Consider the following 20,148-nt stretch of genomic DNA (forward strand, 5'->3'; position numbering starts at 1 on the left):
CGGTGTGGTCTGTCGGAAGGGGGGCCGGGCGGTCAGCGGTGGGCCGGCACGCCGGCCGCCTGGCCAGGGGCCGGCTCCACGCCTGACGCCTCGTAGCGCTCCCGGAAGGCGGTGTACGCCGGATGGGGCTCGGGCTCGAAGCGCAGCGCGAACGGCTTCAGGAAGTTGCCGAAAAGGGCGCGGTCCCCGAAGAGGTGGATCGGAATGGCCAGCAGCGCCCACTCGGCTCCGAAGAGCCAGATCCAGGCGAGCACCACAAGCCCCTGGGTCACCAGGCTGTGCATCACGTTGTAGAGGACGAAGTAGACCTTCGGTATGCGTTTGTCGGGGCTGCGGCGGTAGGCGAAGGCCCCGGGCAGGTAGCCGATCAGGTCGATGTAGACGAACAGCCCGATCGCCGGGAGCCAGCGGACCTCGTCGAGGTGGGCGAAGAAGAGGACGGTCGCCACCACCAGGCCGAGCCCGTACTCCAGACGGATCAGCCGGTAGGTGGTGGGCGTCTCGAAGAGGTTCTTGCCGTCCATCAGCGGAGCCCCGGGACGCTCGGGGAGGGGATGGCCGACTCCACCACGGCCTTGGCCACCGCCTCGTCGTCCACCACGCTCACCGCTCCGGCGAAGAGGCCGAAGACGACCCGGGCGATGGTCTCCTTGAACACCCGCTGCGCCACCGGGTCCAGAATGCCGGCCAGGCTGGGGATGCCGAAGTCGAAGTCGGCGGAGAAGAAGACCAGGCTGTCCGGCCCGTCGGCGGTGATCCGCCAGCTTCCGGAGAACTCCTCGAAGTCGCCGTCGACCTGCTCGAAGGAGATGACCAGGGCCTCCCGGTCGAAACGATCGGCCTCGGTCCACCGCAGGATGCCGTTGCGGAAGTAGACCTCCCAGTCGCTCGTCTCCTCCTGGGGGGAGATCTCGTGGACGGTCACGCTCCGGACCACGTCGGTGAAGTCCGGGTAGCGGGCGAAGTCATGGACCCGCTCGAACACGGCCTGAGGACTGACGTCGTGGATACGGAGGGCTACAGATGCGTTACGCATGGTCTCGGCTGCTTCCTGCGGTGGATGAGTAGCGGGCCGCCTGCGCGCGGCACGCCCGGTCGAACGCCTCGTAGAGGAAGTCCACATCGCTGCGGGCCAGAACGGCGGGCGGGGTCAGACGGAGCACCAGGTGCGAGTTGAGGGAGTGGTTGGCGATCACTCCGTTGTCGATCAGCTCGATGAGCAGGTCGCCGGCCGGTCCCGGCTCGGCGAACTCGATGCCCAGCAGCAGTCCCCGGCCGCGCACCTCGCGCACGGCGTCCCCATAGTGGTGCACGGCGATCCTGCGCAGTTCCGGCAGCAGTTCGTCGCCCAGTTCGCGGGCCCTGGTGACGAGTTCCTCCTCCTTCATGGCCGCGATGGCCCCGCGGGCGGCGGCCATGGCGAGCGGAGCGCCGGAGAAGGTGGAGGTGTGCAGATACGGGTCACGGTCGAAGACGGAGAACGCCTCCCGGGTCGCCACCACGGCCGACACCGGCACGACCCCGCCGCTGAGTCCCTTGCCGACGAGCATGATGTCAGGGGTGACGCCCTCCGCGTCCGCGCCCCACCAGGTGCCGAGGCGTCCCAGGCCGGTCTGGATCTCGTCGAGCACCAGCAGCGCCCCGTGCCGGTCGCAGGCCTCCCGCACGGCGCGCAGGTAGCCGGCCGGTGGGATGACGACTCCGGCCTCGCCCTGCACCGGTTCCACGAACACGCAAGCCTCGCCGGGTGCCTCGGCGAGCACCGCCTCCAGTGCCGCGGCGTCACCGAACGGAACGTGCGTGGTTCCCGGCAGCAGCGGCTGGAACGGGGCGCGGAAGAGCTCGTTGCCGGTGAGGCTGAGCGCGCCCGCCGTCTTGCCGTGGTAGCCGTTGACCGTGGCGACCAGCCGGTGCCGGCCCTTGGTCCGGGCCAGCTTGAGCGCGGTCTCGGCGGCCTCGGCCCCCGAGCCGGCGAAGTGGACGCGGGACAGTCCGGCCGGGACGACGGAGATCAGCGCCTCCGCGGCGAGCGCCGCCTGCGGCTCCAGGAAGACCCGGGTGGAGATCGGATGGGTCTGAAGCTGCTCGACGACGTGCCGGATGACCGTGGGGTGCCGGGCACCGGTCAGGAAGACGCCGTAGCCCCCGCAGTTGAGGAAGCGCCGTCCCTCGGCCGTGGTGACCCAGGCGCCCTGCGACTCCACTTCGACATGGCCGCCGAACATCTCACCGAGGGTGGCCCGGCCCCGGTTCAGGTGGTCGCGGTACATCTGGCCGAGTTCCTCACGGCCGGGTATGCGGCGGGCACCGCCGGGGGCCGCCCGGTCCGGGGCGGCGGCGGTCGGTGAGGTGCCTGGTGCGATGGTCACAGTGGTCTCCTCAGGCCAGACGCAGCGGCTCGCCCGCCGCGTGCGCCAGGTACGGGCCGGTGAAACTGCTCCGGGACGGCGGGTGGAAGCCGATCCCGTGCGAGGCGGCGGCCAGGACGGCGACGTCGGACGCGGTCATGAACGCGGTCCCGCCCAGCAGTTCCACCGCTTGGTTCCGGGCGTCGCCGAGCGCGTCCTGCGCCGCGTACCGGGCGACCAGCGCCTGGGCGAGGCCCTCGTTGCCGATCTCGCCGTCCCGCACCCGCCGGGCCACGCCCTCGAGGAGCTGGGCGGCCGCCTCCAGGCGGATCAACGCCCGTGCCCGGTCCGAATCGCTGCCCTTGCGCTGGTCCACGGCCCGTTCGACCAGACCGCTGACCATGCCCAGGTAGCAGCTGGAGATGAGCAGTTCGAACCAGATGAGGCCGACGGTCTGGAGCTCGTCCAGCTCGCCCGGGCCGGCCGTGTTGGGCATCATCAGCTGCTCGTCCACGAAGACATCGGTCAGCCGGATCTCGTCGCTCTCGGCGCCCGCGAGCGCCTGGCTCCCCCAGAACGGGTGCACACTGACCCCTTCCGTCTCCCGGGGGATCAGCAGCACCGCCATCTGCGTGGTGCCGTCGGCGGCGGGCAGCGCCACACTGGCGGTCAGCAGGTCCATGGAGCGGGACAGGCTGCACGGCTTCTTGGAGCCGTTGATCAGATAACCGCCCTCGGTCCTCCGGGCGGTCATGGTCGGCGACAGGATGCCCTGACCGGGCCGCCCCTCCGCGAACCCGGAGGCGACCAGCAGCCCCTGCTCCGCGACCCCTTCGAGCAGCGCCCACTCCATGCCGCTGCTCTGCACGCTGGCCGCGAGACTGAACAAGGTGGCCACGGAGAAGTGGTGCATCGTGGTCGCCACCGCCAGGGACGGGGCGTAGGAGGCCAGGGCCCGGGTCACGGCCATCGCCTGGAGCGGGTCCGCGCCGACACCCCCGTACTCCTTGGGGATCACCAGAGCGGGCCCGCCGCACTGCCGGAAGTGGCTGATGGCCGGGCTCTGCGGTGCCTCGAGCTCCGCGAGCGGAACGCCGGCGAGGCGGTCGAGCAGGCCGGGCAAGAAGGATTCACAGGTCGCGCGTGCTGCTTCGAGTGGGCGCATGCGGATTCTCTCTGCTCTCTCGGTCTTTGCAGGTCTCACCGGTGGTCCCGGCGCTCGGTCGCACCGGGACCACCGGCCGCGTACAGCGGTCACCGTCCGGCGCCGACGGCCCGGGGCGGTCATCGGCCGGCCGGGCACCCGTGGGTCATCGGCCGGCAGCGGTCAGCGGCGCTGTCACTCGACCGCCGTCTCCGTCTCCGCCTCGTTCCGGCGCATCGCCTGCCAGGCGCCGAACACGGCGTCCCTCGGGCGGATGCCGCCTGCGGAGACGCTCACGCCCTGGATGTGCGAGGTGCGCAGGATCGGGTAGTTGGCCTCGCCGTACACCCCGCCGGTCAGGCCGGTGCCGCCGTGCGTGGGCAGCCCGGGCAGGAAGCCGATGTGCGAGTCGTTCACCTTGAGCAGGCCGCCCTTGGTGATCCGGGTGACGAAGTGGTCCACCACCTCGGGGTCGCGGGCCCACACCGAGTTCCGCAGCCCGTAGGGGTTGCTGTTGACGAAGTCCACGAACCGCTCGAGCAGCACGGTGTCCGGGGCCGGCTCGGCGGCGATCACCGGCAGCAGCGGGAAGAAGGTCTCGTGGCGCACCGCCTGGATCTCCCGGGCCTCGGCCATCCCCCGGACCAGCACCACCGTCGGCTCCAGGAAGATGCCGGCGGTGTCCCGGGTGCCGTCGGCCTGCATCGCGTGCCCGCCGCAGACCAGTTCGGCACCATGGGCAAGGGCGTCGTCCAGGCAGGCGAAGAACTTCTCGTTGCGCAGTACCGGGGTGAGCAGCACTCCCTCGTCCCGGACGGAACCGCCCCGGACCTCGCGGGCCTTCTCGGCCAGCAGAGCGACCAGCCGCTCCGTGACGTCCGGATGCGCGAGCACCTGGTTGGGGATCATGCACAGCTGGCCGGAGCCGTAGAAGCTCTCGGTCAGCGCCTCGGCGGCGTACTCCAGGTCCGCGTCCTTCCACACCACGACCGCGTCGTTGCCGGCGAGTTCGAGGATCGGCTTCTTGCCGGACGCCACGCAGCGCTCCTGGAAGCGCATGCCGGCCTCGCTGCTGCCGAAGTACATGATGTCGTCGACGAGCGGGCTGTCCAGCCAGGCCGAGAGCACCGGGGCCGGGTCGCCGCAGACCACGTTCAGCGTGCCGCCGGGTGCGCCGAGTTCCTGGAGCACCGGCGCGACCACCTCGTGCAGGACGTACATCACGCCCAGCGGGGCGCTGCGCGGAGCCCGTACGACCAGGGAGTTGCCGGCCATCATCGCCGTCACGCCGAGCAGCGCGCTCGACAGCGGGGCGTTCTGCGGCGGGTTGAGGCAGACCACGCCGTCCGGCCTGCGCCGCACGGATATCCGCCGCTCGCCGTGCTGGGACTCCTGCAGCATCTGGCTGCGGTAGAAAGCGAGGGACTCGGGCCCGAAGCACTCCAGCGCCCCGGACACCTGCCAGCGGGCCAGCGCCAGCGGGTGGCCCTCCCGCAGCAGGATCTCGATGGTGCGGTCGGCCTTCTCCGCCAGTCGGCGGTGCAGCAGGGCACCGAACCGGTCCAGCCGCTCCTCGAGCGGGAAGGCGTTCCACTCACCGGTCGCACGGGAGGCCGCCTCGACGGCCTGCGAAACGGTCTCGCGGTCCGCCCGCGCCACTCGCCCGACGATGCTGCCACCGGGCAGCTCCTCGGGGGCCAGCCGGCCGCTCTCCAGCTTCCTCTTCAGCGTCAGGCTGGTGAAGGCGTCATCCAGCAGGGCGTCCGAGTCGACGACGTAGACCCATCGGTCACTCGGCACGTTCTTGCCGTCGACGAGCGAGGCGTAGCTCAGCAGACCGGTGCTGTTCTCCCCGGTGCCGACGGTGTCCTTGAGATGCGACGCCCGGGGCGTCGTACGGGCGCTGCCCACGCAGATCCTCCGCTCTCCCGCCTCCACCACGGGGACGGGAAGAAATGTCCAACGTCATGGCCCTTGCAACCGACTGTCACAGCCACGCCTGACAATCGGCGGAGATGGGCCTGAGACCGGTTTGTCAGGCTGATCAGAGTGCCCTCCGCGACCATGAGCCGGGTGTGTTCGTCGGCTGCTCAGATGACGACAGGGAGAAGCGGATGGTCAGCGTCAACCAGGAGTCCGACCGGGACGCAGTGGTCGCGGCCCTACAGGAGAGTGCGGACAACCCCAGCGCCTTCCTCTCCCTCAACGCCGGCAACGCCTTCTTCACCGATCCGTCGGCCGCCGGTCTGGTCGCCTATCGCGAGGCCGGTCGCTACCTGATCCAGTTCGGCGGCGTCTTCGCGCCGCAGGAGGAGCGGGAGCGCCTGCTCCGCGCCTTCCTCGGCTTCGCCCGCAAGGCCCGCCGCAAGGTGGTCGCCATCCAGCTCCAGCGCGGTGACGCCGAGTTGTACGCACGGTGCGGTTTCACCGTGAACCAGGTCGGCTCCTCGTACGCGGTCAGGCTGCCCGGGCACACGCTGCGCGGCACCAAGTTCATGAAGCTGCGCAACAAGATCTCCAAGGCCAGGCGGAGCGGTCTCGAGGTGGCCGAGGTTCCCTATGCCGAGGCCGCCGACGAGCTCGCCTCCATCGACCGCGAATGGCTGCGCTCCAAGGGGCGTCACGTCAAGGAGATCGAGTTCCTGGTCGGCGAGTGCGGCGGCCCGGTCCAGCACCATCGGCGGCTGCTGCTGGGCAGACTGGACGGCACCTCGATCGGCTACATCTCCTACTCGCCCGCCTACGGTTCGCACCCCGGCTGGCTGCACGACCTCAGCCGCCGCCGCGCGACCGCGCCACCCGGGGTGATGGAGGCCATCAACCTGCACGCGATGGAGACCTTCCGTGACGAGGGAGCCGAGTGGCTGCACTTCGGCTTCACCCCGTTCGTCGGCCTGTCCCCCGACCACGAGGTCACCGGGGCGAGCCGCCTGACCACCCGATTCATGCGCCTCATGGCCGAACGCGGCGACAAGGTCTACCCCTCGGCCAGCCAGCTCGCCTACAAGGAGAAGTGGGGTCCGGAGCTGGTACTCCCCGAGTACCTCGCCTTCCACGGCCGCGCCAGCCTCCCCGCCATCTGGCAGATCCTGCGCGTCACCAAGTCCATCTGACGCACACCCGAGGACCAGGCTCCTACGCGCAACCTCTCGACGAGGTTGGGAAAGCCCAGCAGAGGAAATCCAGTTGTCGCTCACCGTCGGCTCCGGCCACCAGGCCCCGCACGTCCTCACACCACTCAGTGACGAAGCCCAGGTCGTCGAACTGGCCGGTGGGAAAGGGAGGAACCTCCACATCCTGACCGCGGCCGGTTTCCAGGTCCCGAGCTGGTCGGTGATCGGCCTCGACGTCTTCGAGGAGTTCTCCCGCGGCAGCGAACTGGCCGAGTGCCTTCAGAGCCTGCGCGCGGCGGAGGGCCGGCCCGACAGGGCCGGAGAAGTCGCCGCCGAGATCGCCACGCTGATCGACGCGGCACCACTGGGCGAGCGCGTCATCGAGGCCATCGCCGAGGCCTACCGTCAGGCCGGCGGCGGACTCGTGGCCGTCCGCTCGTCCGGCGCGGAGGAGGACGGCGCCGAACACTCCTTCGCCGGCCAGTTCGACAGCTTTCTGAACGTCTCCGGTCTCCAGCAGGTCGCCGCCCATGTCCGCCGGTGCTGGGCTTCCGGGTTCTCGGAACGGTCCCTGCGCTACCGCGCGCAGCGTGGACTGCCGCCCGGCACCGGCGGCGTCGCCGTCATCGTCCAGCGCATGGTGCCCGCCGAGCGCAGCGGCGTCCTGTTCACCGCCGACCCGGTGACCGGCCGTACCGACCGCCATGTGATCAGCGCCGTCCACGGGCTGGGGGAAGGGCTGGTCTCGGGCGCGGTCGACGCGGACACCGTCGTCCTGGACGCCGCCACCGGTGAGCCGCTGAGCACCGTGATCGGCGACAAGCAGGAACGATACGACGCCGGCGGCCGACCCGGCTGCGAGGTGTCGCCGGTCGCCGACGAGGACCGCGAGGCGCTGTCCCTGACCGCGGACGACCTGGCCCTGCTGCACGCGGCAGGGGTACGCGCGACCGAACACTACGGCGCTCCGCAGGACATCGAGTGGGCCATCGCCGAGGGGACCCTGTGGATCCTGCAGAGCCGTCCGGTCACGGCCCTCGGCCCGGCGGCCGGCACCGCCGGGGAACCGGCCGGGGAACTGCGGGTGTGGGACAACTCCAACATCATCGAGAGCTTCAGCGGTGTCGTCTCCCCGCTCACCTACAGCTTCGCCGCCGACACCTACGCCAAGGTGTACGAGAGCTACGCCCGCGCGTTGGGCGTCAAGGGCGACCAGCTGCGCGAGGTCCAGGAGTGGACCCCGCACCTGCTCGGGTACGTCCACGGACGGGTCTACTACAACCTGTACCACTGGTACCGCATGGTGCGGCTGGCACCCCTCTACCGGCTCAACCGGCGGGTGCTGGAGAAATCGCTGGGCGTGGCGGAGAGCGTCTCCGACGAGGCGGCTGACGCGCTCCATCCCTTCACACCCCGGCCCGGCCTGCGCGGCCGCGTCTCCCGGCTGGCCCGCACCGTCGTCTTCGCGCACAGGTTCCTGACCATCGGCAGATCCATGGAGACCTTCCACCGGAACTTCTACCGTGCCTACGAGGTCTTCAACAACGTCGACTACGACGCGCTGCCCGGTGACGAGACCTACCGCCGCTTTCGCCGGCTGCAACGGGAGCTCATCGAGAAGTGGGGCCCGATGCAGGCCCTGGACGCCACGATCCTGCTCTCCGTGGGCATGCTGGCCCTGCTGACCCGCAAGTGGCTGCCCGATGCCCCCGAGTGGTTCACCTGGGCCGCGGCCGCCCCCGGCAGCGACGTCGAGTCCGCCGAACCCGCGCGGGCGCTGTCCGCGCTGGCCGCCCGGGTGCGAGCCGACGACGGACTGCGGCGGCTGCTGGAGAACACCACCGACGAAGACGCCTACGCGGCGCTGCGCGACGGCGGCCACACCGGGTTCCTGGCCGCCGTGGACGCCTACATCACCGACTACGGCTACCGCAGCCCCGACGAGCTCAAGCTCGAGGTGCCCGACCTGTACGAGAACCCGGCCGGACTGTTCACGCTGCTGCGTGACGCGCTGCCCGGCAGCACGAGCGGCGCCGCGGGGGCCCGCGGGAACGAGGCCGACGCCTACCTCGACGAGCGTCTGCGCGGCCCCCGGCGCTGGGTGTACGAGCGGGTGCGGCGCAAGGCCAGGGCCGCACTCACCGACCGGGAGCGGCTGCGTTTCTGCCGCACCCGCGCCTTCGGCTCGGTCAAGCGCATGCTGCGTGCCATGGGCCGCGACCTGGCCCGCAGCGGGGCCATCGACGCCTGGGACGACGTGTTCATGCTGCGTCTGGAGGAGGTCCGCGGCGCCTATGAAGGCATGATCGCCCACTCCGAGCTGAGGGAACTGGCCGCGCTGCGCCGACGGCGGCTCGCCGCCGACGCCGAGCTGCACGCTCCGTCCCGGTTCACCACCCGCGGCGCCCCGTACTGGTCGGGGAACCTGGAGCGGGCGGGCTGGGCCGGCGGCCCCGCCGCCCGCAGCGGCGCCCGGGAACTGCGCGGCACCCCCTGCTGCCCCGGAGTCGTCGAAGGGCTCGCGGTGGTCACCGACACTCCCCGCGACATCGGCGGCGGCATCCTGCTCACCTACCGCACCGACCCCGGCTGGGTGGCCGCGCTGCCCTCGGCCGCGGCGCTGGTCATCGAAAGGGGCAGCCCGCTGACCCACGTGGCGGTGGTGGCGAGGGAGTTGGGCATCCCCACCGTGGTCCAGGTCAAGAACGCCACGACCGAGATCGGCACCGGCGCGCGGCTGCGCGTCGACGGCGCCGCCGGCACCGTCACCGTACTCGCCGACCCGCCCGGGGACGGCGGCGCACCGTGACGGCGGGCACCCACAGGACGGAGAGACACGCGTGATCCTCACCGAGGACTATCTGCAGGACCTGCTCGACAAGACGCTGCCCCAGGTGCGCACCGGCGACTGGGCCGTGGTGCTCGAAGGGTCCATCGCCGAGGGGTTCGGCAATCCCGGGTCGGACATCGACTTCCTGCTCATCGGCCGCACCAAGGACGACCTGCCGACCATGCCCTCGCTGTTCTTCGTCGACGGCCGGCGGGTGGAGATCCGGACCCGTTCGGTACACCAGCTCGCCGAGCAGTTCGCCGCCCTGAAGACGGGCGCCAAGCGCGTCGGCAGGATCCCGGAGGATCTGCTGAACCGTTGTCAGCGTCTGCTGCACAGCTACCCCTTGCGGGGTCACGCCCTGGTCGAGGAGGCCAAGGGCATGCTTCCGGTGGAACGTTTCCGCGACATCGCCGCCGCCTGGTGGGCGCACTGCGCCAGGCAGTCCCTGCGGCACGCGCTGGCGATGCAGTGCCTCGGTGAGTCCGAGGAGGCGGTGGACTGGGCGCGCTCCGGGCTGGTGCAGGTGGTCAAGTCGTGGGCCGCCGGGCAGGGCGAGACGTACCTGGAGCCCAAGTGGCTGTCGATGCAGCTGGACCGGGCGGACCGGCCCGACATCAGTGACCGCTACTGGCAGCTGGAGTCCGCCGCCGCCGAGGTGGCCGCCGACGACTATCTCGCCGCCTGCCTGGCGTTCGCCGCGGACCTGGGCGTCACCGGCGTACGGCGGACACCGGAGCGGCTGACCGTGGAACGGCAACCCGGCGTGACCACCTGGCAGGCGGCGGAACGCGTCCATGTGATCCGCGGCCGACGCGACGTGTTCGCGCTCGGCGAGCGGGCCGGCCGGGTCTGGCGCTCGCTCGTCCTCGGCAGTCCGCTGCCCCAGGTGCTGGCGAACGCCCGGGCCACCGGGACCCGGGAAGCAGGCTCCCTGCTGGCGGAGTTCCTGCGGCTGGGGCTGGTACGGCTGGCCTGGAAGGGCGGTGGCACCGTCACACCGGCGCTGCCGCTGGCGTCGCCCCCGGGACCCATCACCCCGCCTCCCAGCACCGCCCAGCCGTTGCTGTCGCTGCGCGGAGCGGCGGTGACCGCCCCCGACGCGGTCGATCTCATCCCGCTGCCCGCCGAACGGTTCGGGGCGGCCACCCTGGAACTGGCGTTCTCCAACATGGTCGTCGAGAACGCCCGGGAGGACCTGGCGGGTGCCCTGCAGCGAGGGCAGTGGAAGGTCGCCGAGGTCGCCGCGCGCCGTGCGGTGCACAGCGCGCTGCGCGGACTGTTCTGCGCCTACGGAGTCAGCCCGCTGCCGTCCGACTCAGACCTGGTCCGCAGGCTCTCCCTGCTGCCGGAGGACACCCGGCCGATCCGTGCCCTGGCCGACGGCCTGACCCGGCTGACCATCGATTCGGCCGAGCGCGCCGAAGCCGTGCTGTGCGAACTGGAGGACTTCGTCGGCGTGGTGCGGCAGGCCGCCGGTGCCGACGCCTTCCCCTCCTCGTTCGACTCCGCCGACACCTGGCGGGCCACCTTGGAGCTCGGCTACGACTGGGTGCGCGTCGCGGCCCACTTCGACTCCCAGCTGCCGCTCCAGGAGATCCGCGATCTGGTCGCCACCAGCGGAGCCCAGCCCCACCAGGCGCGTTGAGCGCCCTGCCCCGACCACCGTCCGAACCCTGGAGGAAGACGTGAGTCCGATGTCCCGCGGCCGGGAGAACCGATGACCGAGGCGATGACCGTTCTGATCACCGGCGCCAGCGGGTTCCTGGGCGCGGAGGTCACCGCCCGGCTCACCGCGGCGGGTCATTCGGTGCTGGCCCTGCTGCACAGCAACGGCGGCATCGTCCGCAACAACGGCAGACCGCTGAAGCCGAAGCCGGGAACGCTGACGCCGCTCACCGGGGACGTCACCCGGCCCGGACTGGGCCTGGACGCGGAGCGGCTCCGCATGGTGGCCGGCGCGGACCGCATCGTGCACTGTGCCGGGATCACCGACTTCGGCCGCCCCGAGCAGGTGTACCAGGACGTCAATGTCACCGGAACCGAGAACGTCGTGGCCCTGGCCAGGGCCCACGGGACGCCCCTGGTGCACGTCAGCACCGCCTATGTGTGCGGGGAGCGCGACGGCGCCGCCCGCGAGGGCGAACTCGACGTCGGCCAGCGGTTCGGCAACGCCTACGAGCAGAGCAAACTGTACGCGGAGACCCTGGTGCACAAGGCGGCCGCCGACGGCCTGCCCGTCACCGTGGTCCGGCCGAGCATCATCGCCGGCGACCGGCGCACCGGCCAGGTCCGGGACTTCAAGACCCTGTACCCGGTGGTCAGGCTGATCACCAAAGGACGGGCCAGGACCATCCCCGGGAACTACGACGCACTCCTCGACCTGGTCCCGGTCGACTACGTCGCGGACCTGATCGCCGAGGCGGCGACCCGTTTCGAGGACGCCCGGGGGCTGACCCTGCACGCCGTCGCCGGCCGGGCCGTGACCCTGCGCGACTTCTCCGACGTGCTCGCCGAGTACCCCTCGTTCCAGGTGGCGAGGTGGATACCGCCCGCCGTCTTCTCCGCTCAGGCCCTCCCGGACGGCGAACGGCTCTGCCACGAGCGCGTCATCTCGCTCTACGCCTCCTACATGCGTCGCCGGATCCACTTCGACAACACCAACACCGTCGCCTTCAGCCGCCATCCGGTCCCCGCCGGCGGCCGTCCCTACCTGCGCAAGCTGCTCGACCACTCCTTGAAGGTCGGCTACCTCGGCGCGAGCACACCGCGCGGGGGCGCCGCGGCGCCGGCGGTCACCCCACCCGAGAGGAGCCCGCAGCCATGACCCCCGAACCGAGCCACGGCATACCGGTCTCGCCCCTGCTCACCTGTCACCCCGCCAAGCAGCGTCTGTACGGCGCGGACACCTACTACCAGGAGGGCTACGAGCAGCTCGCCGCCCTCACCGACGACGTGACCGGGTTCGCGCACCGGCACGCGGCCCTGCTGCTGAAGCCCGACGCCGTGGTGGCGCGCAAGCTGGAGGCGGCCGTGGACTGGCTGACCGCGCGGCGGTACCGGATCGTCGGCGCGGCCGTCACCCGGCTCACCCGGACCGTGATCCGCTCGCTCTGGTATTTCCAGTGGAACCTCGCCACCCCCCACCGCAGGCGCCTCGCCGCGCTGTTCCTGGAGGACGCCGACGCCCTCGTCCTGCTCGTCCGGCCCGAGCACGACACCGACGTGCCGGCCTCGGTCCTGCTCACCCACCACAAGGGGCCCACCGACCCGGACGCCCGGGTCCCCGGTCAGCTGCGCCACCACCTCGGCCGCTACAGCTACCTGCTCAACCTGGTGCACACGCCCGACGAACCCGCCGACGTGCTGCGCGAACTGGCCGTCCACTTCGACGACGGCGAACGCGACCGCCTCTTGCGCGGCGCACTGGCGGACGAGGACCACACCGCGCACGCCCTGGATCTGGCCGGCCGGCTGTACGCGGCCGGCAAACCACGCGCACTCGACTTCGAACCCGCCGTCGAGCGCCTGCGGCAAGCGGTCTCCGGCCATCACTCACCCGTTCCCGGCGCCGAACCGCGGGAACTGCTGGAGTCGGCCTGGTCCCACGGACTCGAACTCGACCCGTGGGACGCCGTCATCGTCGGCTCCAAGGTGCTTCCCATGCGGCAGCCCGGCCGGGCCCCGGTACTGGACGGAGCAGGGGTCGACGAGTGGCGACGCCACCTGGCCGCCGTCCGTGCCGTCCGATCCTGAGCGAGGGGCCGATCATGCAGTTCACCGGAACGCTTCCCAGAGCGCTGGTGCACCGGGCCGCGGTCGCGGAGGTCTTCCTGACCGACGCGGAGCGCCAGGGCAGCGACGAGGTGCTCCTCGCCGCACAGCTGCCCCGCCTCCACCCCTTCTACGACGACACCCTCGGTCCGCGCAGCCACCACGCCCCCTTCCTGCTGCTCGAGGCGTGCCGTCAGGGCCTCTTCGTGGTGTCGCACCGCTACCTCGGCGTTCCCATGGACCACAAGTTCCTGCTGCGCACGGTGGAGTTCCAGGTGACCGACCCGGCCGCTCTGGCGCACGGTGACAGTCCCGCCGAGGTCGTCATCGGCGCGCACATCGAGCACCGGCCCAGCTCCCGGTCCGGCCTGACGGGTAGGCGGCTGTGCTTCACGGCGGCCGTCGGCGGACGCGAGGCCCTGCAGGCGGGTATCGACTACTCCTGGATGCCTCCGGAGGACTGGCAGCGGCTGCGGTCCGGCCAGCGCGATGCACTCGGCCTGCCCGGCCGGCCGGTCGCGCTGTCCGTCCCGCGCATCGATCCCGCGCTGGTCGACCGCCGTGACCCCGCCAATGCCGTCATCTCCCCGTCGCGTGCGACGGGTGACGGCGGGCGCACGGCCCGCCTCGTCGTCGACACCACGCATCCCACCCTGTTCGACCACTGGGTGGACCACGTGCCCGGCATGCTGGAGCTGGAAGGCCTGTGGCAACTGGCCCTGGTCGCCTCCGTGGACGCCGGCACGGTGGACGGTCCCGCCGCGCTCCCCGTCGCGCTGTCCGCGCGGTTTCGCCGCTTCGCCGAGATGGATCTGCCCCTGGAGTGCCGTACCGCGCCCGTGCGGCCCGGTGCCGACGTCGAGTGCACCTTGCACCAGCCGGGCGCCCTGGTCGCCGAGGCCCGGATCCGACTCGCCGACCGGAACTCGACGGGCCCGGGGGGCGTCTTCGCCTCGCCGGAACACGCCCTGGCGCCCACGCCCGTGTCCGAGGGACGCGCCCGGCGAGCGGAGAGCAGCCCGAGACCCGCGCCCGCACACGTCTGAGACCGGGGACACCGTCAGTGACCACCATCGCCGTTACGCACGTCCCCGCCAGACTGGGCCGATTCGTGCTTCGCATGTTCCGGCCGCACGTCTACGCCACCTACGGGCTGCTCTGGGTCCTCGCCCTGGAGGGCTCGGCGGTGACGCTGACCGGCACGGCCTGGCAGCCGTCCGGCGCCACCTGGGTACGGGTGGCCTCCGTCGTCCTGGCCCTGCTGTTCCTGCGGATGCTGGACGAGCAGAAGGACCTCGAGTACGACCGGGAGCACCATCCCGACCGGCCCCTGGTCACCGGCGAGATCACCGTCGCCGAACTGCGTGGCGGCATGGCCGCCGTCACCGCCGCGGCGGTGGGCCTGAACGCGGCCCTGTCGGCGGCGGCCGTCCTGCTGATCCTGACGGCCCTCGGCTACGGGCTCTCGCTGGTCGTCCTGGAACGCCTGTCACCGGCCGTGCGCGACCGGCAGCTGCTCAACCTCGCCGTCACGTACCCGGTGCAGGTGCTGCTCGGTGTCTATGTGTACGGATCGCTGGCCGCCGCCGGGACGATCACCGCCGACTGGCGCGGCGCGCTGCTGCTCACGCTGTGCGCCTGTGTGTTCCTGCACTTCGAGTTCGCCCGGAAGACGAGCTGGGAGGCCGCGCCGGGCGCCCGCATGTACTCGGCGGCCCTCGGGCCCCGGCGCAGCGCTCTGCTCACCACAGGATTCGCCGCCGGGGCGGCGGGCTGCCAGATCGTCCTCTTCGGCCCGGACGGCGCGCTCGGGCTGCTGCCGTGCGCGATGGCGGTCCTGCCCGCGCTGGGGGCCCGGCGGTTCCTCGCCGCACGCCGCGGTGGCTGGCCGCTGCCGGCCGCGACGGGTTTCGTCTTCGGGACCCACCTCGCTCTCACCGTCCGGGCGGTACTGCTGCCATGACCAGCGAACCACCGCTCACCTGCACGGAGTTGCTGACCACGACGCGCACCGTCCGGCGCCGCCTCGATTTGGACCGGGAGGTGGACCCGGAACTGGTCAAGGACTGTCTGCGCATCGCCCTGCAGGCACCCAACGGCAACAACCGGCAGAACTGGCGCTGGATCCTGCTCACCGACCAGCGGATTCGCGCCGCGGTCGCCGAGGTGTACCGCGCCGCGTTCTACGACCGCAACGCGCAGGCCCTCGCCCGGCTGGACGAACGGCCCGCGGGAACGCGCTCCGTACTCACCGCCGCCCGGACACTGGCCGACCGGATCCACCGGGTGCCCGTTCTGGTCATCCCCTGCCTCGAACTGGCCGGCGGCCGGCTGCCGGAGGGAAACCAGGCCGGACTGTGGGCCTCGCTGCTGCCCGCGGCCTGGAGCTACGCGCTGGCCGCCCGCAGCCGCGGTCTGGTGACCGCCTGGACCACGGTCCACCTGGACCGCGAACGGGAGGTCGCCGACCTGCTGGGCCTGCCGCCGACCGTCCGCCAGGGCGCGCTGCTGCCGACGGCGTACCCTTCGGGCACCACCTTCCGTCCGGGGCCACGGATGCCGCTGGAGGAGGTCCTGCACCACGACGGCTGGCAGGGCGGCGGGTGAGGTGCGCCCCGCCCGCCGGGGCATGGAAAGGGGGCCTGTCCCCGGGGGCCAGACCCCGTCCACCCTGCGGGCGGGTCAGGATTTTCCTGTCACGTCACCGGTCACACATTGAACCGGAACTCCACCACGTCCCCGTCCTGCATCACGTAGTCCTTGCCCTCCATACGCGCCTTGCCCTTCGCGCGGGCCTCCGCCACCGAGCCCGTCTCCACCAGGTCGTCGAAGGAGATGACCTCCGCCTTGATGAAGCCCTTCTGGAAGTCGGTGTGGATGACGCCGGCGGCCTCCGGGGCAGTGGCGCCCTTCTTGATGGTCCAGGCGCGGGATTCCTTGGGGCCGGCCGTGAGGTAGGTCTGCAGGCCGAGGGTGCGGAAGCCGACGTGGGCGAGGGTGGCGAGACCGGGCTCCTCCTGGCCGACGGACTGGAGGAGTTCGAGGGCCTCGTCCTCGTCGAGCTCGGCGAGGTCCGCCTCCAGCTTGGCGTTGAGGAAGATCGCCTCGGCCGGGGCGACCAGGGCCCGCTGCTCGTTCTTGAAGTCCTCGTCGGTCAGCTCGTCCTCGTCGACGTTGAAGACGTAGAGGAAGGGCTTCGTGGTCAGCAGGTGCAGGTCGTGCAGGAGCTCGTTGCGCTCGGTGCCCTGGACGATCCCGTGCGCGAAGAGCGTGTCGCCCTTCTCCAGGATCTCCTTGGCCTCCTCGACCGCCTTGACCTTCGCCGCGAGGTCCTTCTTGATGCGCGACTCCTTCTGGAGCCGCGGCAGGACCTTCTCGATCGTCTGGAGGTCCGCGAGGATCAGCTCCGTGTTGATCGTCTCGATGTCGTCCTTGGGCGAGACCTTGCCGTCGACGTGCACGACGTTCTCGTCCTTGAAGGCGCGGATGACCTGGCAGATCGCGTCGGACTCGCGGATGTTCGCGAGGAACTTGTTGCCCAGGCCCTCACCCTCGGACGCGCCGCGCACGATGCCCGCGATGTCGACGAAGTCGACGGTCGCCGGCAGGACGCGCTGGGAGGAGAAGATCTCGGCCAGCTTTGTGAGGCGGGGGTCGGGGACGCCGACGACGCCGACGTTCGGCTCGATGGTGGCGAACGGGTAGTTGGCCGCCAGCACGTCGTTCTTGGTCAGGGCGTTGAACAGGGTCGACTTGCCGACATTCGGCAGACCGACGATTCCGATCGTGAGCGACACGTTGCGACTTCCCGTGAGTGGAGAGGGCCAGGGGGCCAGGAGACCGGCCGATCCACCAGTCTACGGCGTGCCCGGAACCGTCCCGGGCGGCGTATCGAACGCATGGCCGGGCATCGACCCACGGCGTGTCTGAGGGGCCATTCGGCATATTGAACGACCTAAGTTGGAGCGGTGGAGCGATACAGGACGCGACCTGCCCAGTACGGACCGCGACGCGACCGGCCCGGATCGCCCCTGCCGCCCCAGGCGGGACGGGGGGCCGGCGGTGGAGCGGTCCGGCAGCCGGGGCCGCAGCGCCGGCCGGCGGCGGTGCGGCGGCCCGCCCCCGTACCGGCACCCGTCTCGGGGAGGCTTCCCAACCCCCGGCTGACCGGGCTGGGCGGCGGGTTGTTCTGCGCGGTGGTGATGTTCCTGCTCGGCGGGCTCTGCGACGCGCTGTTCGGGGCGTCGCTCACGGCGTACGGCGTGCTGTTCCTGCCGGTGTGCGTGCTGACCGCCGTCTGGGTGCGCCGGGGAGACCTGATGACCGCGCCTGTCCTGGTGCCGATCGCGTTCGCCGTGGGACTGCTGCCGCTGGCGGACGGCGACGACGGTGTCGCCGGCCGGCTGATGGGGCTGGTGACGGCCCTCGCCACACAGGCCGGGTGGCTGTACGCAGGCACCCTGATCACCGGCCTGATCGTGATCGTGCGGCGGATCCGGATGGTACGGCTGCGGAGGGCGGCCAGGGCCAGAGCCAGATAGACACCGGGGCCCTTGTGGGTACTAGCGGCCCGCCGCCCGCATCGCCGCCCCCACGATGCCCGCGTTGTTCTGCAGCTGCGCCGGGACGATCTCCGCCTTGATGCCCTTGATGTGGGGCAGGAACTTGTGGGACTTGCGGCTGACGCCGCCGCCGATGATGAACAGATCGGGCGAGAACAGCATCTCGACGTGCGCGAGGTACTTGCGCACCCGGTGCGACGCCCAGTGCTCCCACGACATGTCGTGGTCCTCGCGGGCCTTGCTGGAGGCCCGCTTCTCCGCGTCGTGCCCGTCGAGCTCCAGATGCCCCAGCTCGGTGTTGGGAACCAGCACGCCGTCGGCGAAGACCGCGCTGCCGATGCCCGTGCCGAGGGTCAGCAGGATCACCGTGCCTCGGCGGCCGCGGCCGGCGCCGAAGTGCATCTCGGCGACGCCCGCCGCGTCCGCGTCGTTCACGACCGTCACCGGCAGCCCGCCGAGCCGCTCGCCGAGCAGCGCCGCCGCGTCGGTGTCGATCCAGCTGTCGTCGACGTTCGCCGCCGTGCGGATCGTGGCCCCGTCGGTGACCACGCCCGGGAACGTGACCCCGACCGGCCCCGTCCAGCCGAAGTGGTCGACGACCTGCTTGACGCCGTCGGCCACCCCGTCGGGCGTCGCCGGCTGCGGGGTGAGGACCTTGTGGCGCTCCTGCGCCAGGTCGCCCTTGTCCAAGTCCACCGGGGCACCCTTGATCCCGGAACCGCCGATGTCCACACCGAAGATCTGCATGGCCCCACGTTACGACGAACGAGTCAACTACCCGGCGCCAAAGCGCCGGGCTTGCGCAACGGGCACCACTGGCGGTGATGCTGCGTTCGCGTCCAGCCCCGTCCTCTGTCGATGTACCCGCACTCGGCACAGGTACGCGAGGTGTACGCCGGGTCGACATACACCACCGGCACTCCCGCCCGGCGGGCCTTGTACGCGATGAACTGCCCCAGCTGGGCAAAGGACCAGCTGGAGTGGGTGGCCCGTTGGGGCTTGCGGAGCCGTACCCGTTCGCGGATGCCCGTCAGCTCTTCCAGGGCGATCCTCTGGAGTTTGGCGCGCAGGGTCCGACACCGGGTGAAGCCGTCACCGCATACTCTCCGGCTCCGCGGAAGACGACACCCGGCCGCTCCGCGGCCGGGTGCGGGCTGCGATGCCGCGGCGCTGCGCGCTGCGAGCACGAGGGCGCGATTCCTCCCGGGGCCGAAGCCCTGGGGTTCCTCGCAAGAACAGGCTGAACGTCACAGGCGGGGCAGCGGTCGCCGCCCCGCCTGTCCCCGATCACTCCCCGGGATTTTCACCGGCCTCGACACCGGCACCGGCCGCGGCACCGGCCCCGCCGCGCTCGGCGACCAGCGTCGCCGCCTCCTCGCGCAGGTCGCGGCGCAGCTCCTTGGGCAGCGAGAAGGTGATGGACTCCTCGGCCGCCTTGACGATCTCGACGTCCTCGAAGCCGCGCTGGGAGAGGAACTCGAGGACCTGCTCGACCAGGACCTCCGGGACGGAGGCGCCGGAGGTGACACCGACCGTGCTCACACCCTCCAGCCAGGCCTCGTCGATCTCCTCGGCGAAGTCCACGAGGTAGGCCTCCCGGGCCCCCGCGATCTTGGCGACCTCGACGAGCCGCTTGGAGTTGGAGGAGTTGCGCGAGCCGACCACGATGACCAGGTCCGACTCGGCGCCCATCTGCTTCACGGCCAGCTGGCGGTTCTGCGTGGCGTAGCAGATGTCGTCGCTGGGCGGGGAGATGAGCTGCGGGAACTTTTCCTTCAGGGCGTCGACGGTCTCCATGGTCTCGTCGACGGACAGCGTGGTCTGGGAGAGCCAGACGACCTTGGACGGATCACGGACCTCGACCTTCGCCACATCGCCCGGCCCGTCGACGAGCTGGATGTGGTCGGGGGCCTCGCCGGAGGTGCCGATGACCTCCTCGTGGCCCTCGTGGCCGATCAGGAGGATGTCGTAGTCCTCGCTCGCGAAGCGGACGGCTTCCTTGTGGACCTTGGTGACCAGGGGGCAGGTGGCGTCGATGGTGGCGAGCCTGCCGCGCTCGGCCTCCTCGTGGACGACGGGGGCGACGCCGTGCGCGGAGAACATGACGATGTTGCCCGGGGGGACCTCCTCCGTCTGCTCGACGAAGATCGCGCCCTTCTTCTCCAGGGTCTGCACGACGTACTTGTTGTGGACGATCTCGTGCCGGACGTAGACCGGAGCGCCGTACTGCTCCAGCGCTTTCTCGACGGCGATCACGGCGCGGTCCACACCCGCGCAGTAGCCCCGGGGGGCGGCGAGCAGGACACGGCGGCCAGGCGAAGCAGACATGCGTCCCATCGTAAGGCCGCGTCCCGCGGGTCGAAGATCGCGCCCGGGT

17 protein-coding genes and 1 pseudogene are annotated in these 20,148 nt (G+C 71.3%); 9 read left to right on the top strand and 9 right to left on the bottom strand.

All coding sequences use genetic code 11. The features are described from left to right. Window positions 1-32: 32 nt before the first annotated feature. From IE212_RS00510 to IE212_RS00530, 5 genes are all read right to left on the bottom strand, one after another. A complete protein-coding gene (locus IE212_RS00510; RefSeq protein ID WP_190195643.1) occupies window positions 33-524 on the bottom strand; it encodes a hypothetical protein in 492 nt (163 codons plus the stop codon). After that, entirely contained in the window at window positions 524-1,036 is a 513-nt protein-coding gene (locus IE212_RS00515; RefSeq protein ID WP_190195644.1) for a type II toxin-antitoxin system RatA family toxin, read from the bottom strand. The genes IE212_RS00510 and IE212_RS00515 overlap by 1 nt, the downstream gene beginning before the upstream one ends. Beyond that, on the bottom strand, window positions 1,029-2,369 hold the full coding sequence (locus tag IE212_RS00520; protein ID WP_229863960.1) for an aspartate aminotransferase family protein: 1,341 nt from the start codon (window positions 2,367-2,369) through the stop codon (window positions 1,029-1,031). The genes IE212_RS00515 and IE212_RS00520 overlap by 8 nt, the downstream gene beginning before the upstream one ends. Before the next feature lie 10 nt (window positions 2,370-2,379). Then, window positions 2,380-3,513 (bottom strand): acyl-CoA dehydrogenase family protein, encoded by a 1,134-nt coding sequence (locus IE212_RS00525; RefSeq protein ID WP_190195645.1) that lies wholly within the window; start codon window positions 3,511-3,513, stop codon window positions 2,380-2,382. A 174-nt stretch (window positions 3,514-3,687) separates the two neighbouring features. Further along, entirely contained in the window at window positions 3,688-5,292 is a 1,605-nt protein-coding gene (locus IE212_RS00530; protein ID WP_229864010.1) for an aldehyde dehydrogenase family protein, read from the bottom strand. A gap of 314 nt (window positions 5,293-5,606) precedes the next feature. On the opposite strand from IE212_RS00530, the gene IE212_RS00535 reads away from it, so the two are divergent. The 8 genes from IE212_RS00535 (at window position 5,607) to IE212_RS00570 (ending at window position 15,816) form a co-directional block, all read left to right on the top strand. Continuing rightward, on the top strand, window positions 5,607-6,605 hold the full coding sequence (locus tag IE212_RS00535) for a bifunctional lysylphosphatidylglycerol flippase/synthetase MprF (RefSeq protein ID WP_190195646.1): 999 nt from the start codon (window positions 5,607-5,609) through the stop codon (window positions 6,603-6,605). Window positions 6,606-6,678: 73 nt separating this feature from the next. Beyond that, window positions 6,679-9,414 carry a phosphoenolpyruvate synthase gene (locus IE212_RS00540; protein ID WP_190195647.1) on the top strand — a complete coding sequence of 912 codons (2,736 nt, stop codon included), beginning with the start codon at window positions 6,679-6,681 and terminating at the stop codon, window positions 9,412-9,414. 31 nt (window positions 9,415-9,445) lie between these two features. Next, a complete protein-coding gene (locus tag IE212_RS00545; RefSeq protein WP_190195648.1) occupies window positions 9,446-11,083 on the top strand; it encodes a hypothetical protein in 1,638 nt (545 codons plus the stop codon). Window positions 11,084-11,155: 72 nt separating this feature from the next. Then, a complete protein-coding gene (locus tag IE212_RS00550) occupies window positions 11,156-12,262 on the top strand; it encodes an SDR family oxidoreductase (protein WP_190195649.1) in 1,107 nt (368 codons plus the stop codon). Beyond that, a complete protein-coding gene (locus IE212_RS00555) occupies window positions 12,259-13,191 on the top strand; it encodes a nucleoside-diphosphate kinase (protein WP_190195650.1) in 933 nt (310 codons plus the stop codon). Before IE212_RS00550 ends, IE212_RS00555 begins: the two co-directional genes overlap by 4 nt. Window positions 13,192-13,205: 14 nt before the next feature. Continuing rightward, a complete protein-coding gene (locus tag IE212_RS00560; protein ID WP_190195651.1) occupies window positions 13,206-14,255 on the top strand; it encodes a ScbA/BarX family gamma-butyrolactone biosynthesis protein in 1,050 nt (349 codons plus the stop codon). A 65-nt stretch (window positions 14,256-14,320) separates the two neighbouring features. Continuing rightward, a complete protein-coding gene (locus tag IE212_RS00565; protein ID WP_190195652.1) occupies window positions 14,321-15,172 on the top strand; it encodes a hypothetical protein in 852 nt (283 codons plus the stop codon). Continuing rightward, window positions 15,169-15,816, top strand: coding sequence for a nitroreductase family protein (locus IE212_RS00570; RefSeq protein WP_190195653.1), 648 nt, complete (start codon window positions 15,169-15,171; stop codon window positions 15,814-15,816). The genes IE212_RS00565 and IE212_RS00570 overlap by 4 nt, the downstream gene beginning before the upstream one ends. Before the next feature lie 101 nt (window positions 15,817-15,917). Here the strand turns inward: IE212_RS00570 and ychF are convergent, their stop codons facing one another. After that, complete coding sequence (ychF, locus tag IE212_RS00575) at window positions 15,918-17,006, bottom strand: redox-regulated ATPase YchF (RefSeq protein ID WP_190195654.1); 1,089 nt, start codon at window positions 17,004-17,006, stop codon at window positions 15,918-15,920. Window positions 17,007-17,177: 171 nt separating this feature from the next. Between ychF and IE212_RS00580 the strand changes: the two genes are divergently transcribed. Further along, the gene (locus IE212_RS00580; RefSeq protein WP_190195655.1) at window positions 17,178-17,750 is read left to right on the top strand and encodes a DUF6542 domain-containing protein; all 573 of its coding nucleotides are present in this window, start codon (window positions 17,178-17,180) and stop codon (window positions 17,748-17,750) included. Between the two features lie 21 nt (window positions 17,751-17,771). On the opposite strand, the gene ppgK is transcribed toward IE212_RS00580, so the two are convergent. From ppgK to IE212_RS00595, 3 genes and pseudogenes are all read right to left on the bottom strand, one after another. Beyond that, window positions 17,772-18,518, bottom strand: coding sequence for a polyphosphate--glucose phosphotransferase (gene ppgK, locus IE212_RS00585; protein ID WP_190195656.1), 747 nt, complete (start codon window positions 18,516-18,518; stop codon window positions 17,772-17,774). Between the two features lie 23 nt (window positions 18,519-18,541). Continuing rightward, window positions 18,542-18,820, bottom strand: a pseudogene (locus IE212_RS00590) (zinc ribbon domain-containing protein); the annotation flags it as partial. 238 nt (window positions 18,821-19,058) lie between these two features. Next, window positions 19,059-20,108 carry a 4-hydroxy-3-methylbut-2-enyl diphosphate reductase gene (locus IE212_RS00595; protein WP_190195657.1) on the bottom strand — a complete coding sequence of 350 codons (1,050 nt, stop codon included), beginning with the start codon at window positions 20,106-20,108 and terminating at the stop codon, window positions 19,059-19,061. Window positions 20,109-20,148: the final 40 nt, after the last annotated feature.

Source organism: Streptomyces djakartensis (genome assembly GCF_014651075.1).
GTDB classification, from domain to species: domain Bacteria; phylum Actinomycetota; class Actinomycetes; order Streptomycetales; family Streptomycetaceae; genus Streptomyces; species Streptomyces djakartensis.